Here is a 15,861-nt window from a genome sequence, read left to right as displayed (position 1 = left end):
GCATTAATTATTGGCGGCAGGACAATAGCAATCGTAACGTTTACCATCATCGCTCTGACCAAAATCGTACCCTATGGTTATTTGGTGAAACCCTCCATTATCAAAACGGATATCACCAGACTGATAGGAATAATTATAAGAAAACAAAAAACGATTCACGTTCACTCCAACAATGGGTGTAAACAATTGCAGGCGTTGCTCTCCAAACTGACCGTTGGATTGATATTGGGCGCCGTCAAAACTTCTACGGTAGGACAGTCCACCCCAAATGGTACCAAAACTCACATCACGGTACACCTTAGCATTTAAATCGACGGTTTTTTCCTTAGTAAAATCCGTCATCTGGAACAAGATAGAAGGTTCTACTCTGGTTTTGCTCCCGAAAACATATCCAACGGAAAACAAATACCTTCTCAAATTATCGAATTCCGCAGCGCTGTATAAATCTCTCCCAGTACCCAACACATTTAAAATGGCAGCGTGGGCATAAAACTCAAATAGGTTATACGACGCCCCCAAATCCACATTAAAATAGCTGGTTGTATTTTTAACGCCTGTAACAGCAGGATCAGGAATCACTGATCTAAATTCGGTTTCATCCAAACTACTTAAAATCACCCCTGCACTTAATCCAAAGGATAATTGATTCAAAGTTCTAAAATCTCCCCCCAATTGTAAATGATGTGCATAGGTAGCCTTGAACCCGGTCTGTGAGTGATATCCATTGGAATCGTTAAAAAGAATGCCCCCTATTCCGCTACGCTCCCCAACGCGGGAATTGATGTTGAATGTTTGAAGATTGGGCGCTTCATCCACACTGAACCATTGCTTTCTTGCAGTTAGTCGAATTTTGGTTCCCTCGGCTATTCCCGCCATGGATGGATAGACCAAATAATAGTTATCCGCCAAATAATCGAAATAAACGGGAATACCTTCCTGAGCTTTGGCAATTGTGCTAAAACCCAATGCAATAATAAGTGAGGTTAAAATGCGTCTCATGTGACGTTTGGGGCTAATGGTTGTGTTGTAACTGCAATTAAACAACTAAATAACGATTTGCCTGTTACATTATTATAATATTTTGCTGCGCATTCCAACTATTGGTATTTTTGCACCAAAGATTTACTATGAAGGAGTATAATATCACAGTTGTTCCAACAAACAACCCGAAAATCATAAAGTTTGAGACCAATCATTTTTTGGTGAAGAACAACTATGAATATAAAAATATAGACGAGGCCAAAAATTCACCTTTGGCCCAACAACTTTTCTATCTGCCCTTTATTAAAACGGTTTACATTGCCAGCAATTTTGTTGCCCTGGAACGATTTGATATAGTGGAATGGGAAGATGTAAAAGATGAAGTGGCCCAGCAATTGGTGGAATATCTAAACGCAGGAGAACCAGTGGTCAACGAAGATGTGGCCAAGAAAAAACAACCTATTACCGTTTATGCGGAGGTTACTCCCAACCCGGCGGTTATGAAGTTTGTTTGCAACAAACGCATTGTTCCTGCCACTTTTGAATTTAAAAATATTGACGAAGCCAAAGATTCGCCTTTGGCCATTGAGCTGTTCCATTTTCCTTTTGTGAAGGAGGTATTCATGGACGAAAATTATGTTTCAGTAACCAAATATGAGGTAGCCGACTGGGAGGAAATCAATATGCAGGTGCGTGAATTTGTAAGGGATTATTTGGCAGATGGAAAGACCGTGATTTCAGAAGAAGCTGTTCAAAAAACCAAGGAAACCGTATCGCAAAATGCTGCGCAAACCAAATATGATGACACCTCACAACAAATCGTTGATATTTTGGAAGAATATGTAAAGCCAGCTGTAGCCAGTGATGGTGGAAACATTCTTTTCCAGTCCTATGAAGAAGAAAGCGGTACGGTAAGCGTAATCCTTCAAGGGGCATGTAGTGGGTGTCCATCTTCTACATTCACCCTTAAAAACGGGATTGAAACCATGCTCAAGAACATGATGGGAGATAAAATTAAAGAAGTAGTTGCCCTAAACGGTTAATTGATGCCATTCTGTCAAGGAATTCCCATTGAAAATTCTTAAATTCAAGGGAATTAAAAAACATTGACCATGGCAGTATTAAAAGTTATTGAGTTATTGGCCAATTCCGATAAAAGCTGGGAAGACGCAGCTAAAAATGCATTGGATCAGGCCTCAAAATCCGTAAAGAACATTCGCTCCATTTACATTAACGAGCAGAGTGCGACCGTAAAAGACGGAAAAATTGACAATTACAGGGTTAACGTAAAAATCACCTTCGAAGTAAAATAATCCTTGTGAACTACAAAAATGCGTCGAAAATCGGCGCATTTTTTGTTTTACATCCATCCTACGCAATGAAAATAGTTTTGTCCTTTGCCTTAACTTGCATACTTGCTTTCAGCTGCGAACAAAATCCAAAGAACGTGACGCACAAATACACCAATGACCTCATCCACGAAACAAGCCCTTACCTCTTACAACATGCCCATAATCCTGTAGATTGGAAAGCATGGTCTCCCAAGGTGTTGGAACAAGCACAGAAAGAAGATAAACTATTATTGATCAGTATCGGCTATGCTGCTTGCCATTGGTGTCACGTAATGGAACATGAATGTTTTGAAAATGAGGAGGTGGCTCAGGTGATGAATCAAAACTTCATCAACATAAAAATTGATCGGGAAGAACGGCCCGATGTAGATCAAATTTACATGGATGCCATTCAAATGATATCGGGGCAAGGTGGTTGGCCCCTAAATATTGTAGCACTGCCCGATGGGAGACCTTTTTGGGGCGCCACCTATGTTCCCAAAGACAATTGGATAAAAAGTTTGGAGCAGTTGGCCCAGTTGTATAAAAAAGATAAGCCACGGGTAACCCAATATGCTACCGACTTGGCCAACGGATTACAAGCCATTAACTTGGTGGAAGTTGAAAAAGATAAAGAACTTTTCTCCTTGGAGGAACTAAAAACTACTGTAAGTGGCTGGTCGCAATATTTCGACACTTTTTTGGGAGGACACAAACGGGCTCCAAAATTTATGATGCCCAACAACTGGGATTTTTTATTGCACTACGCCACCAGCGAAAACAAACCCGAAATCATGGAATTTGTGGACACTACGTTGACCAGAATGGCCTATGGCGGTGTTTATGATCATGTTGGGGGAGGATTTTCAAGATATGCGGTGGACACCAAATGGCATGTGCCCCATTTTGAAAAAATGCTTTACGATAATGGTCAATTGGTCAGTTTGTATGCCAAGGCCTATGCGGTTACCCAAAATGAGCTTTATAAAAATGTAGTGGATGAATCCATAGCTTTTGTGCAAGAGGAGTTATTGGATGAAAGTGGCGGTTTTTATTCCTCTTTGGATGCCGATAGTTTTGACAAAAATGGCGAGTTGGAAGAAGGCGCCTTTTATGTTTGGACCGAAAAAGAGTTGACCGAACTATTGGGGGATAACTTTGGAGTGTTTCAGGATTATTTCAACATCAATTCCTATGGATTTTGGGAGGATGACAATTATGTACTGATTCGGGATAAAAGCGATGAAGAAATCGCGGAGAAACATGGTCTTTCTAGTTCAGATTTACATCAACTGATTGAAACCTCGCTTCAAACTTTAAAAAAAGAACGGAGCAAACGCCCCAAGCCGAGATTGGACGACAAAATCCTTACTTCCTGGAACGCCTTAATGCTAAAAGGATTGGTAGATGCCTATCGTTATTTGGGCAACAAGGCCTATTTGGATTTGGCTTTAAAAAATGCGTCCTTTCTTGAGAGGGAAATGCTTAAAAAAGATGGTTCGCTCTACCGGAACCACAAAAAAGGCAAGAGTACCATCAATGGTTTTTTAGAGGATTATGCGACTTTGGTTGATGCCTATATTTCGCTCTTTGAGGTAACCTTTGATGAGAAATGGTTGAATCTGGCCAAAAATTTACTTGATTATACCCAAGAACACTTTTTGGACGCCAACTCAGGAATGTATTTCTACACTTCAGATGAAGACCAATCATTGATTAGGCGCAGCATAGAGGTTGAAGACAATGTGATTTCCTCTTCCAATTCCATCATGGCCATCAATCTTTTCAAATGCGCTAAACTTTACCCAGAAAAAAACTACGGAGATAGGGCTGAACAGATGCTCAAAAACGTTCAAAAGGATTTTGTGCGTCGAGGTCAAAGTTTCTCCAACTGGCTGCATTTGGTACTTTATCTCAACAAAAACTATTATGAAATTGCCATTATAGGGGAAGATTATAAAAATATAGGGGAATTGATAGGCAAACAATACCTTCCCCATAGCATTCTCGTTGGTGCAGAAAACCAGGGAAGCCTTGGCATTTTACAGAACAGATCTGTTCCCGATAAAACCATGGTCTACGTTTGCATGGATGGAGCTTGCAAACTACCTGTATCCACGGTTGAAGAAGCCTTGGAACAGGTACAAGATTAACATTTGTTTAGATTTCATTTTTTTTATTTCAATTGAATATTAAGTAGGTTGCCATTAAACTAAAAAACCATTATGAAAGAACTAGAAAATTATCAAGAGTACATAGATTTAGCCGTTCAATGGGTGTTGGGTGTATTACCCAATTTACTGATAGCCGCCATTACTTTTTTTGTTGGTCTTTGGGTCATAAGATTGGTCAATAAAATGGTTCGACGATTTTTCAACAAGAAAGACTATGACGAAACACTGGAATCCTTTTTGCAAAGTTTCATCAGTATTATGCTTAAAGCATTGGTCTTTGTTTTGGTGGTGACCCAATTGGGGGTAAAAACCTCCTCATTGGTAGCCATTGTAGGTGCCGCTGGGCTTGCCATTGGTTTGGCATTACAGGGCTCATTGGCCAATTTTGCGGGTGGTGTACTCATCTTGATTTTTAAACCCTTTAAACTGGGGGATTTTATCTCCGCCCAAGGGGTTGATGGGACCGTAAAGGAAATTTCCATCTTCAATACCAAATTGAGCACTTTCGGCAATCAGATTGCCATTATTCCCAATGGACAATTATCCAACGGAAACGTAATCAACTACAACATGGAAAACACCCGTAGGGATAAGTTTGATGTGGGTATTGGTTACGGTTCCAACATTAAGGAAGCCAAAGAAATCCTATTAAAAATCTGCGCGGACAACCCCAACATTAATACCGAACCCGCTCCAGAGGTTTATGTGGGTGCATTAGGCGACAGTTCTGTTGATTTGACTCTGCGCTTTTGGGCCAATAACGATGTATTCTGGCCAGCTCACTTTTACGTGGTAGAGCAAACCAAATTACGATTTGATGCTGCTGGAATAGAGATTCCATTTCCACAACGGGTCATGCATCAAACCAAAACAGATTAAACTTTCTTTTTCTTTTGCTGAAGCACAAAATCCTTTAAATAATAAGGTTCAAAGTAGGCCACGTCCTCAAATTGTTGGGCGCTATATTTCTGAAAGGCCAATGGAGCCATCTCTTTGGCAGAGGGAACTACAGATTCATCAAAAACAAAATGGGGGTGTTGCAAAACGCCCTTACATTTTTCTGCACCACTACCCATAATGTACACCTTCTTATCCGTAGCAAATTCCTTGAAGGTATCTTCATCTATAATTTCAGCTAGGGTTTCCCTCACTTCGTTATGATCAGAGTCGTAAACACAGGAATACACCTCCATTCTACGGGCATCCAAAACCGGAATCACCAATGCACCGGGTTGTGCATCTACCTGAAAGGCCATGCTCTGCAGGGTCGGAATTGAAATTAAGGGAATATCCAAGGAGAAGCAAAGTCCCTTGGCTGCGGAAACGCCAATGCGAAGGCCCGTGTAAGAACCTGGACCTTTACTAATGGCTATCGCATCTAGGTCTGAAAACGACAAAGAAGCCTCTTGCAAGGCTTCTTTGATAAATACGTGTAATTGTTCGGAATGCGAGTAGCTCGCAGCATTGTTCTCCTTTAAAACAATAATTTCATTGTCTTTGGATATGCTCACGGAGCAATTGGTCGTCGCAGTTTCTAAATTTAGTATTAGGGCCATAAGGCCACAAAGATACTAGTTTAATGAAATGGGCAAACCAAAGTAGAACTCCAAAATTTTCAATCTGAAAATATAATCGTACTTGGTACGAATCACATCTGCCCTGGCATTATCAACCCTGGATTGTGCTTGACTAAAATCGAAGGCGTTCATCAAACCAACGTCATATCTTTCTTTGGCGTAATCGTAAGCCAATTGTCTTGCATCCAATGTTTTTTGGGCTGCTTCGTAGGCCTTTTCAAAGGTGCCAACATCTACATAAGCTTGTTGAATGGTATTTTCCAAGTCCAATTTATCTTGCTCAAACTGCAGTTTTGCCTGTTCCAAACTTATTTTGGAACGTTTTACTCCATTGCGAGCGCTCCATCCATTAAAAATAGGAACACTTAGGCGAGCTCCATAACTGATACCGTCCAAAATCCATAATTGGTCAGTAAAATTAGGTGTATAAATTCCACCGTTCCCATCAGGAATCAATGTGATGTCGGAATACCTTGTTCCGTATTGGAAAAATCCAGTTAAGGTTGGATAGTAAGCTCCTTTTGCAATTTTAAGGTCTTGCTTGGCCAACTCTACATTAGATTCAGAAAACTTAATATCATTTCTAAAAGTCAAGGCTTTATCAAAAATCACTTTGGCAGAATTATCCAAAATATCTGATGGTGGAATAGCAAACTCCTCTTCGGCGATATCAAAATTTTCATAATCGGTTATTTGAAGCAATTGTGCCAAATTCACCCTTGAAATCAACACCAAACTTTCCCCATTAATGACCTGTTGCTCTTGGTTGGCCGCAGTGGCTTCAATTTCCAACAAATCGCCCCTAGGCAAGGATCCAGCCTCTACCAATTCCTTGGTTCTTTTTAAATCTTGTTCGGTGACCGCATACTGTGCCTTAAAGGTTTTTAACTGCTCTTTGTTCGATAACACTTGTAGGTACGCATTGGCCACGTTCAAACGAATATCATCCTTAAGATCATCCAATCGATATTGGTTGGCAATGGCACTCATCTTGGCACGATTGTACCTGTTTATGTTACGAAGCCCATCAAACAAGGTGATATTGGAACTCACATTCATGCTCACGTTAAATTGTGTGCTATTAGTGGGCAAGTTAGTAGATGGGTTAATCGAGAAACCTGTATTACTCGAAGCGGTCGTATTTCCGTTGAAGGTAGGAAGAAAACTTCCCAAGGCATCTGATCTATCTATTTGGACGTTCTCCAAATCCAGTTCAAATTGTTGTACGGTCAAATTATTTTCAACTGCATAGGTCACACATTCCTCCAGGGTCCATTTTCGCATTTGGGCGGTGGACACGGCAACGGTGAACAACAGTAGTAAAATGGTTATGCTATTTTTCATTCGTCTTTTGATTTTCGTTGCTTTTTTATTGGGTTGGATTATTCGTCTGATTTCTTCTCGAGCTTGTTCCAAACTTTAATTTTGGATTCTTCATCGATACCTGAAACCACTTCCACATCAATACCATCGCTTACACCCAGTTCCAAATCTTTTCTCTCGAAATTGTTCTCACCAACTTCAACTTCCACATAAGGTTTCTCGGTATCTTTATCGAATTGAAGCAAAGCTTCTTTTATCGTCAACACATCTTTCTTTTCATCCAAAACAATGGAAGCGTTTGCACTGTATCCTGCCCGAACATAGGACGTGGTATCGGTCAAGGCCAAATCTCCTTCAATCTTAAACTGAACCGCACCCTCTTCTTCAACACCTTTAGGCGCGATGAATTTTAGTTTTGCTTCAAACTTTTGTTCGTCAAGGGCTCCCAAGCTAATTTCCAATGGCATACCTACTTCAAGTTTACCTACCTCGGCTTCATCCACTTCGCCTTCAAAAATCATTTTAGACATATCAGCAATGGTGGCAATGGTGGTACCATCGTTAAAGTTGTTACTCTGGATTACCTGATCTCCTTCTTTTACCGGAATCTCAAGAATAGTTCCTGATACTGTGGCCCTAATATTGGTGTTGGCACTTGCCGAACCACCAGCAGAACCCTTTTGAATGATCTGGTAATCAGCCTGGGCGTTTTTCAACTCTTGCTCTGCCTGATCATAGGTCAACTTTAAATTGTTGAATTCTTGATTGGAAATAACTCCCTTGTCGAACAAGGCTTTGTTTCTATCATACTCAATCTTGGCGTTCCCCAAGGCCAATCGTGCATTGTTCACTCGACCTGCAGCTTGGTTCAATGATTGTTCGTTCGGAACCACTTTGATTACGGCGATAAGGTCTCCGGCATTTACGCGAACACCTTCTTCCAAGATAATTTTATCGATGATTCCAGAAATTTGAGGTTTGATGTTGATCTCGTCTTCCGGTATAACCTTTCCGGTTACAATGACTCTATTTACAATATCCTTACGGGCTGCTGTTTCTGTTTTATACAGCTCAACAGGAGTACTGTTTTGTTTAAGAAAGTAGACTACGGCCATTAAAATACCTACGACCGCTACTCCAATTATTCCGTATTTTACGTACTTGTTCATTATCGCTAATTTGATTTCGTTATTTATATGAATTGATTATTCTTCTCTTAAAGCTTCTATGGGTCTTATTTTTACCGCTCTGTTGGCCGGTAATAAACCGATGAGGACACTTAATCCTACCATCAAAACGAAGGAGATGATAAATTGGGGAATGCTAATCATAGGTTTCACGAATGGGAAATCATCTCCACTGCCCCACATCGAATCCATGATGGACAATAATCCCACCGAAATGGCAAAACCAACCAACCCTGCAAAGGCTGTTATTAAAATGGCCTCCAATATTATTTGACGTTTTACCACTTTAGGGGTGGCTCCCAAGGCACGTCTTACCCCAATTTCTTTGGTGCGCTCTTTCACCGTGATCAACAAAATATTACTAATGGCAATTACACCAGCCAATAGGGTGAAAATTCCAATGAAAAAGGAGAATCCCTGCAACACTAGGGTAAACCCGGTAACGCTGTTGAATATCCTCGACATATCGAAACTACCAATGGCACGATCGTCATCAGGGTGAATGTCGTATTTGTTCTTTAAAATATCTTTTATCTGTTTTTCAATGATTGGTACGGGAGTATTTTTTTCCACCGCAATGGCCATCCATCCCATTCGGTCACCCGAGTTAAAGGCCTTTTGAAAGGTAGAGAAGGGAATAAACACCGCATTTTCACCATCAATATTAATGTTGTTGTTGGGCTTGTAAATTCCTACCACGGTAAAATACACCCCATTAATACGAATGTTTTCTCCAATGGCTTCTTCTCCTTTTTCGAAAAGTAACTTATACGTTTCTTCCCCTATTACACACACTTTTTTAGAATCCTCAATATCGGTTTGGTTCAAAAATCGCCCTTCCACCAACTTCTTTTTGGTGATTTGGTCAATCTCTGGATAATCACCATATACCGAAGAACCACTGGTTTGTCCGTTTCTATACACCGAAATTGTTCCTCTATGATCGGCCAACTCAATTCTTGGCGCCAACACTTCTATCTCAGGAATTTGTCTTTTTAAAATGTCAGCATCTTCCAGCTTATAGCGTATTCTTCGTCCGCGCTCAAAGCCTTTATAGGGTTCGGATGTGGATTGTCCCCAAACAAACAAACTGTTGGATGCCGTACCTGCAAATACTTTATTAAATCCATTGGTCAGGCCATTGGCTCCTCCTAACAACAATACCAAGATCAACATAGCAATGATCACCCCAAGCATGGTGAGGAACGTCCGGAACATATTTTTGCCCAACGTATGAAAAATCTCAAACCACATGTCTCTATCTAATAACCACATATCTATTTATCGCTTAATGCTACAATGGGTTTAACATTTGCTGCCTTCATGGCGGGAATAAGTCCTGCCAATACACCTGCAACAATCAAAATAATGGTGGCCGTAATCACGGTAGAGAGCTCTACCGATGGATCTCTAAAGGCATCTGTTTGAAAATTGGGACCTACTAGGGCAAGAATAACCCAGGCAAACAACAATCCCACAAAACCAGACAAGGCCGTAATAAAAATGGATTCTAGGATGACCAAATTCACTATCTGGGCGGGACGAGCCCCAAGTGCTTTTCTAACCCCAATTTCTTTGGTTCTTTCTTTGATCGTGAATACCATAATGTTTCCAATACCTACTATTCCCGCAATCAAAATCAAAAAGGTTACGGCAATGGCAACTCCATTCAAAACTGCGGTAAAACTACTGATATTGTCAAAAGCCTCCGCATAGTTCCACACGCCAATGCCCGCTTGATCTTCGGGGGCAATATTATGCCTACGTTTCATTAGAATCTCGAGCTTATTTGAAAATTCCAATGCCTCTGTTAAATCAAAATTTGGATTATAGGTCAGTGAGATGGAATTCACATTATTAGTATTCCCATAAATCTGCTGATAGGTACTTATCGGAGCGTAAATCCTACGTTCTGCATTGTCATCCCCATCATCGGTGAATACGCCTATAACTCTGAAGGGAAGATTGTTCAAGGTAACGAACTGCCCCAAAGGATTCTCTTTTTGAAATAAATCTTCCGCGACCTTTCTACCGATTACAGCTACTTTTGCTTTATTGATCACATCCGCTTCATTTACATACCTACCTTCAGTAATCAATGTTTTTTCTATCGCCTGATGGTCTGGATGTGTGGCTTGAATGGAATAGGAACCAGTTTCGGATTTAAATCTGGCCGTTGCATTTGCAAAATATCTACCGCTTATATATTCGATTTCCTCTGGAAAACTCCTTTTGATGTATTCAATATCATCGTTTTTGAATTGGATACGTCTTCCTGCCTCAAACCCGCCATAAGCTTCTGATGTTGTACCAGGGCGAATAAAAATGGAATTGGTGGCATCGTCGTTGAACTGCCCAGTAAAACCATTTTGCATTCCATTTACCGAAGCAAGGAGCATCACCAAAATAAAGATGGCCCACCCCACGGAAAACCCTGTTAAAAAGGTTCGCAGCTTGTTCGTCTTAAGCGTGTTGAATATTTCTTGCCAAACGTCGCGATCAAACATATTGCTCTGCTCTTACTTGTTCTATTTTTTTGTCTTCCACAATCACACCATCTTTAAGGTGAACGATTCGCTTGCACATATGTGCAATATCCTCTTCGTGGGTCACCACCAAAATGGTATTGCCATCATCGTTGATTTTCTGGATCAAGTCCATTACCTCATAGGAAGTTTTACTATCCAAGGCTCCCGTGGGCTCATCCGCCAACAACACCTTAGGTTCGGCCGCCATGGCCCTGGCAATGGCCACCCTTTGCTTCTGACCACCCGACAATTCACTCGGCAAATGTTCGGCCCATGGTTTAAGACCCACTCTTTCCAGGTATTGCAAGGCTTTTTCTTGACGTTCCTTTCTTGGTACTTTTTGGTAGTATAATGGAAGGGCAACATTCTCCGCCGCACTTTTGTAGTTGATTAGGTTAAAGGACTGGAAAATGAATCCTAAAAACTTATTTCTGTACTGTGCTGCTTTGGTCTCACTAAGGTTTTTGATTGGCACGCCGTCGAGGATATATTCTCCTGAATCGGCTCCATCCAACATCCCTAAAATGTTCAACAAAGTTGATTTTCCAGAACCTGAAGACCCCATTATGGCAACGAGTTCCCCATCTTCTACTTTAAAATTGATACCCTTTAAAACATGAAGGGAATTACTTCCCATTTTATAGGATTTATGTAGATCTTTGATTTCTATCATGATTGGTGATGTTAGCTATCTTTCTTTAACCTCTGCATGTAAGACATACAAATGGCCAAAATGTTACAAGATTTATTAGATTTTTTTATTTAATGGTCTTGAAGCCCCTATTCTTCGGCAACTGAGTTCCACACTTTGATTTTATCCCCTTCGGAAATTCCAGAAATAACTTCGACGAAAATTCCATCGCTTACGCCTAGCTCCACATTTCTGCGTTCAAATTGTTGTTGTCCGGTCTCAACCTCTACATAAGGGTCTTTGGTATCGCCATCAAATTGTACCAAGGCTTCCTTAACGGCCAGAACACTATCCGCACGTGCCAAGATAATGGATGCATTGGCACTGAGTCCCGCTCTTATAAAAACAGTATCGTTCTTCTTTAAAGTCCCTTTAATCTCAAATTGGATGGCCCCGTTCTCTTCTTTTCCCTTTGGGGCGATATAATCTAAAACAGCATCGAAAACCCTATTTTCTATGGCGCCTACCGTTATTTCCAAAGGAAGATCTTCTTTGATCTTTCCCACTTCAGACTCATCGACCTTGCCTTCAAAAATCATTTTGTCCACATCGGCAATAGCTGCAATGGTGGTTCCCTCATTAAAATTGTTGGCTTCTATGACCTGGTTCCCCACTTCCACGGGCACCTCCAAGATCATTCCGCTTACCGTGGCACGAATCAGCGTGTTGGCAGAGCTGCTCAAACCACTTGTGGTTCCTGTTTTTACAATATCGTATCGCTTGTTGGCAGCTGCATAGGCCTGTTTGGCTTGATCATAAGTGACTTGCGCACGCTCCAAATCGGTTTGTGAAATCACTCCCTTTCCAAATAAGGCCGATTGCCGTTCAAAGTTGCGGCGTTGGTCGTCCAGACTGATTTTTGCTTCGTCAATGGCATTTCTGGCATCGTTCAAAGCCGAAAGATTGGGCACCACTTTAATTTTGGCCAACAAATCTCCTGACTTCACATAATCCCCACCTTCAATATATATTTCCTCAATCACCCCAGAAATGTTAGGTTTGATCAACACTTCTTCCAAAGGAAGGATACTCCCTGTGGCCACCGCTTTTTTTACAATGGTTTGAGTGGTTGGGGTCTCGGTCTGATATACCACCGGGTCCTCCGAATTTTTCTGGTACAAATAGTACATGGAGCCACCAAACACAATTACAATAAGTAATAAGATGGCAATGGTTACCGATTTTTTCATTTTACTTCTTTTTATTGATTGATTTTAATTATTCTGTTCTTAATGCTTCAATAGGCCGCACTTTTATGGCACTCTGCGCAGGAATGAAACCGGCCAAAAGTCCCGAGACCATTAAAATGCCCAAGGCACCACTGACCACACCGATACTTACGCTCGGACTCATGAACATATCCACCGGCCCTACGCTATCCAACAAGGTGTTGATTCCAAAAATGATCAAGGCCCCAAAAATTATACCCACCATTCCTGAAATTAAGGTTAGAAAAATGGACTCCATCAATATTTGTTTTTTGATGGACCATGGTTGTTCACCCAATGCTCTTCGTATGCCGATTTCTTTCGTGCGTTCCTTTACCACGATCAACATTATATTGCTCACCCCAATAATACCTGATAGCAGCACCATGATACCCACGATGTAGGCCACGGCCTTTAATGCTCCGAATAAACTTTCCACTCGGTTGTATTGTTCGTACAGATCAAAATAACCAACAGCACGGGTATCTTCCGGATGCACTTTGTGCCGGTCTTTCATGATGCTAACAATTTTATCTTTCAGCATGGAAATTGAACTTCCGTCGTTTGCAGTAATGGCCATCCAACCCACATCTTCCCCTCTATTAAAGGCTTGCGAAAATGAGGTAAAGGGCACAAAAATCTCTTTTTGACCTTCTTCCCCTCCCCCACTATTGTTCTTCTTATAGGTGCCAATCACTAAAAAGTTGACTCCTTGAATTTTGATATAGGTTCCCAATGCATCTTCACCTTTATCATAGAGGTCATTTTTTACTCCATTCCCGATAATGGCTACTTTTCTTTTTTCCTTGATGTCGTTATAATTCAAGAATCGACCAGAAGTTACGGTCATTGGGTCTTGATTAATGATTTCCGGGTAGTCCCCATACACATTATAGGCTCCAGTTCGAAGTCCTCTCACCACATTGTTATTTCCGCCAAAGCCCCCCAATTGGTTTCGGGGTGAGATGTATCGAAGGTCAGGAACATTATCTCTCAACGCTTGAACATCCTCTATTTTAAACTCGAACTGTCTACCTTTGGGCAATCCTTCATACCCCATGGTCGTAGCACGGGTCCACATGAACATGGTATTGGTGGCAATATCACCAAAATCTTGTTTAATCCCATTTTCCAACCCTTTGCCAGCTGCCAATAAAAGGATGAGAATAAAAATTCCCCAACACACCCCAAATGCAGTGAAAATGGTTCGCCACACATTGCTCGTGAGCACCTCCAAAATTTCACGCCATCTATCTCTATTGAACATTGCCTACTTTTTTGGGTTTGATTTATTCATCTCGAAGCGATTCTATCACTTTTACTTTGGCCGCTCTCCAAGCTGGAACGAAACCTGCCAAGGTTCCTGCCAAAATCAATACGATAACGGTTGAAAAGGCTACGTTAAAGTTTACAGAAGGATTCATGATGTAATCCACCTCTACATGCGGACCCACCAACTCTAAGAGCGCCATGCTAAAAATGAGTCCTCCAAATCCAGAAATGGCCGTTACAAAAATGGCTTCATGTAAAATCATCCCAACAATGGACCAAGGTTTGGCGCCCAATGCTTTTCGGATTCCGATTTCACGGGTACGTTCCTTTACCACGATCATCATAATGTTACTTACACCCACCACGCCAGCGATAATGGTACACACGCCTACAAACCAAAAGAAGATTTTAATGTTGTTGGTGAGCCCGTAATACCTTTTGGCCTCCTCCATGGCGCTCCAAACCTCGATGGCACCCGTATCATCAGGCGCTACAATATGGGCTTGCTGCAAATAGGTTCGCACCCCATTTTTAAAGTTGACGGCTTGAGCTACGGCTTGGTCAAAATTCTCCACAGGAGGAAGGGTGAAAGACATATTGTTGAGTCTATTTCCTCCATTAAAGGTTTTTTGGGCGGTCGTAATCGGAATATAAATGCGCTCCTCTTCACGGTCTTCCATTTCCTTGTACACTCCTATTATTTTAAAGGGAATCCCAGAAACATCAATAAACTCACCGATGGGAGTGTCTACTTTTTCGAAAACATCTTTTTTGATTTTGTTGCCAATGATGGCGACTTTGGCCGTTGAAGTTTCATCGGAATAATTAATAAAGCGACCTTCAATCATTCCTGCATTTTCAATAAATTGAAAATCGGCACCCACCCCTTGCACACCATACACCAAGGCTTCTTTGCCATAATTGACATTTACACCTCTGACAAAAATTCGTGGGGACCCATGTTCAATATCGCTTTTGAACATGGCATTGGCCATATCGAAGTTATCATTGACCAATTGGATCCGCCTACCCGGATTTAAGCCCTTGTATTCTTTGGTGGTTACGCCTGGCCAAACCCACACACTGGTAGAGGCATCTTGTTTGAACTCGTTCTCGATACCATTGCGCATACCTTGTCCGAATCCAAGTAAAATCACAAGAATAAAAATACCGGAGGCCACGGAGAGCCCCGTTAAAAATGTGCGGAGTTTGTTCTTGCGTATGGTGTCAAATATTTCTTGCCACCGTTCTAGGTCGAACATAGGATTTGCGATTTTTGATTGATGAAGTATTAGCTATACTTATCAATAAGATGAATAAAACTGCAAATTGTTACAGATTTTCTAATTTATTTTTAGAAAATCTATTTTTCACCCCCTAATTTTTCGGTAGATAAAATAAAATAGCCCTGCTACGAGGACATAGGGAACTGCCATGAGGTACACAATTCCGTTATTGATTCCTTCCGCAGTTTTGCCGTCGGCTTCACTTTCCACCACAGCCCTGCACATAGCACATTGTGCATCGGCAATTGTTGGAATTGCCATCACGATCAGCACTAAAAGAAGGATTCTAAATTTCATTATAAA

At 41.2% G+C, this 15,861-nt stretch carries 15 protein-coding genes; 4 read left to right on the top strand and 11 right to left on the bottom strand.

Features of this window, described 5'->3' with window-relative positions; all coding sequences use genetic code 11:
• Nucleotides 1–3: 3 nt before the first annotated feature.
• Nucleotides 4–999 (bottom strand): type IX secretion system membrane protein PorP/SprF, encoded by a 996-nt coding sequence (locus ABT310_RS08975; RefSeq protein WP_375323567.1) that lies wholly within the window; start codon nucleotides 997–999, stop codon nucleotides 4–6.
• 128 nt (nucleotides 1,000–1,127) lie between these two features.
• Here ABT310_RS08975 and ABT310_RS08970 point away from each other — a divergent pair, with 128 nt between their 5' ends.
• The 4 genes from ABT310_RS08970 to ABT310_RS08955 all read left to right on the top strand — a co-directional run bounded on the left by ABT310_RS08970 (nucleotide 1,128) and on the right by ABT310_RS08955 (nucleotide 5,365).
• On the top strand, nucleotides 1,128–2,024 hold the full coding sequence (locus tag ABT310_RS08970) for a NifU family protein (protein WP_375323566.1): 897 nt from the start codon (nucleotides 1,128–1,130) through the stop codon (nucleotides 2,022–2,024).
• A gap of 69 nt (nucleotides 2,025–2,093) precedes the next feature.
• Nucleotides 2,094–2,294, top strand: a complete 201-nt coding sequence (locus tag ABT310_RS08965; protein ID WP_375323565.1) for a dodecin family protein — start codon at nucleotides 2,094–2,096, stop codon at nucleotides 2,292–2,294.
• A 65-nt stretch (nucleotides 2,295–2,359) separates the two neighbouring features.
• Nucleotides 2,360–4,465, top strand: a complete 2,106-nt coding sequence (locus tag ABT310_RS08960; protein WP_375323564.1) for a thioredoxin domain-containing protein — start codon at nucleotides 2,360–2,362, stop codon at nucleotides 4,463–4,465.
• A 72-nt stretch (nucleotides 4,466–4,537) separates the two neighbouring features.
• Complete coding sequence (locus ABT310_RS08955; protein WP_375323563.1) at nucleotides 4,538–5,365, top strand: mechanosensitive ion channel family protein; 828 nt, start codon at nucleotides 4,538–4,540, stop codon at nucleotides 5,363–5,365.
• Here the strand turns inward: ABT310_RS08955 and tsaB are convergent.
• The 10 genes from tsaB to ABT310_RS08905 all read right to left on the bottom strand — a co-directional run bounded on the left by tsaB (nucleotide 5,362) and on the right by ABT310_RS08905 (nucleotide 15,855).
• Nucleotides 5,362–6,042: a tRNA (adenosine(37)-N6)-threonylcarbamoyltransferase complex dimerization subunit type 1 TsaB gene (tsaB, locus tag ABT310_RS08950; RefSeq protein WP_375323562.1), complete on the bottom strand. Its 681-nt coding sequence runs from the start codon at nucleotides 6,040–6,042 to the stop codon at nucleotides 5,362–5,364. The two genes, ABT310_RS08955 and tsaB, sit on opposite strands and share 4 nt — an antisense overlap.
• 15 nt (nucleotides 6,043–6,057) lie before the next feature.
• Nucleotides 6,058–7,407: a TolC family protein gene (locus tag ABT310_RS08945; protein WP_375323561.1), complete on the bottom strand. Its 1,350-nt coding sequence runs from the start codon at nucleotides 7,405–7,407 to the stop codon at nucleotides 6,058–6,060.
• Nucleotides 7,408–7,445: 38 nt separating this feature from the next.
• Nucleotides 7,446–8,555 (bottom strand): efflux RND transporter periplasmic adaptor subunit, encoded by a 1,110-nt coding sequence (locus ABT310_RS08940; protein ID WP_375323560.1) that lies wholly within the window; start codon nucleotides 8,553–8,555, stop codon nucleotides 7,446–7,448.
• Between the two features lie 36 nt (nucleotides 8,556–8,591).
• Nucleotides 8,592–9,848: an ABC transporter permease gene (locus ABT310_RS08935; protein ID WP_375323559.1), complete on the bottom strand. Its 1,257-nt coding sequence runs from the start codon at nucleotides 9,846–9,848 to the stop codon at nucleotides 8,592–8,594.
• Between the two features lie 2 nt (nucleotides 9,849–9,850).
• Complete coding sequence (locus ABT310_RS08930; RefSeq protein ID WP_375323558.1) at nucleotides 9,851–11,080, bottom strand: ABC transporter permease; 1,230 nt, start codon at nucleotides 11,078–11,080, stop codon at nucleotides 9,851–9,853.
• Nucleotides 11,073–11,774, bottom strand: coding sequence for an ABC transporter ATP-binding protein (locus ABT310_RS08925; RefSeq protein WP_375323557.1), 702 nt, complete (start codon nucleotides 11,772–11,774; stop codon nucleotides 11,073–11,075). Before ABT310_RS08925 ends, ABT310_RS08930 begins: the two co-directional genes overlap by 8 nt.
• Nucleotides 11,775–11,881: 107 nt before the next feature.
• Complete coding sequence (locus ABT310_RS08920; protein WP_375323556.1) at nucleotides 11,882–12,982, bottom strand: efflux RND transporter periplasmic adaptor subunit; 1,101 nt, start codon at nucleotides 12,980–12,982, stop codon at nucleotides 11,882–11,884.
• Nucleotides 12,983–13,010: 28 nt separating this feature from the next.
• Nucleotides 13,011–14,267, bottom strand: a complete 1,257-nt coding sequence (locus ABT310_RS08915; RefSeq protein ID WP_375323555.1) for an ABC transporter permease — start codon at nucleotides 14,265–14,267, stop codon at nucleotides 13,011–13,013.
• 22 nt (nucleotides 14,268–14,289) lie between these two features.
• Nucleotides 14,290–15,534 (bottom strand): ABC transporter permease, encoded by a 1,245-nt coding sequence (locus ABT310_RS08910; protein WP_375323554.1) that lies wholly within the window; start codon nucleotides 15,532–15,534, stop codon nucleotides 14,290–14,292.
• A 108-nt stretch (nucleotides 15,535–15,642) separates the two neighbouring features.
• Entirely contained in the window at nucleotides 15,643–15,855 is a 213-nt protein-coding gene (locus tag ABT310_RS08905; RefSeq protein ID WP_375323553.1) for a hypothetical protein, read from the bottom strand.
• Nucleotides 15,856–15,861: the final 6 nt, after the last annotated feature.

The sequence above is a fragment of the Flagellimonas cixiensis genome (genome assembly GCF_042134615.1).
Taxonomy (GTDB): domain Bacteria; phylum Bacteroidota; class Bacteroidia; order Flavobacteriales; family Flavobacteriaceae; genus Flagellimonas; species Flagellimonas cixiensis.
The sequence above is the reverse complement of the archived record's forward strand: the minus strand, read 5'-3'. Positions and strand labels throughout refer to the sequence as shown.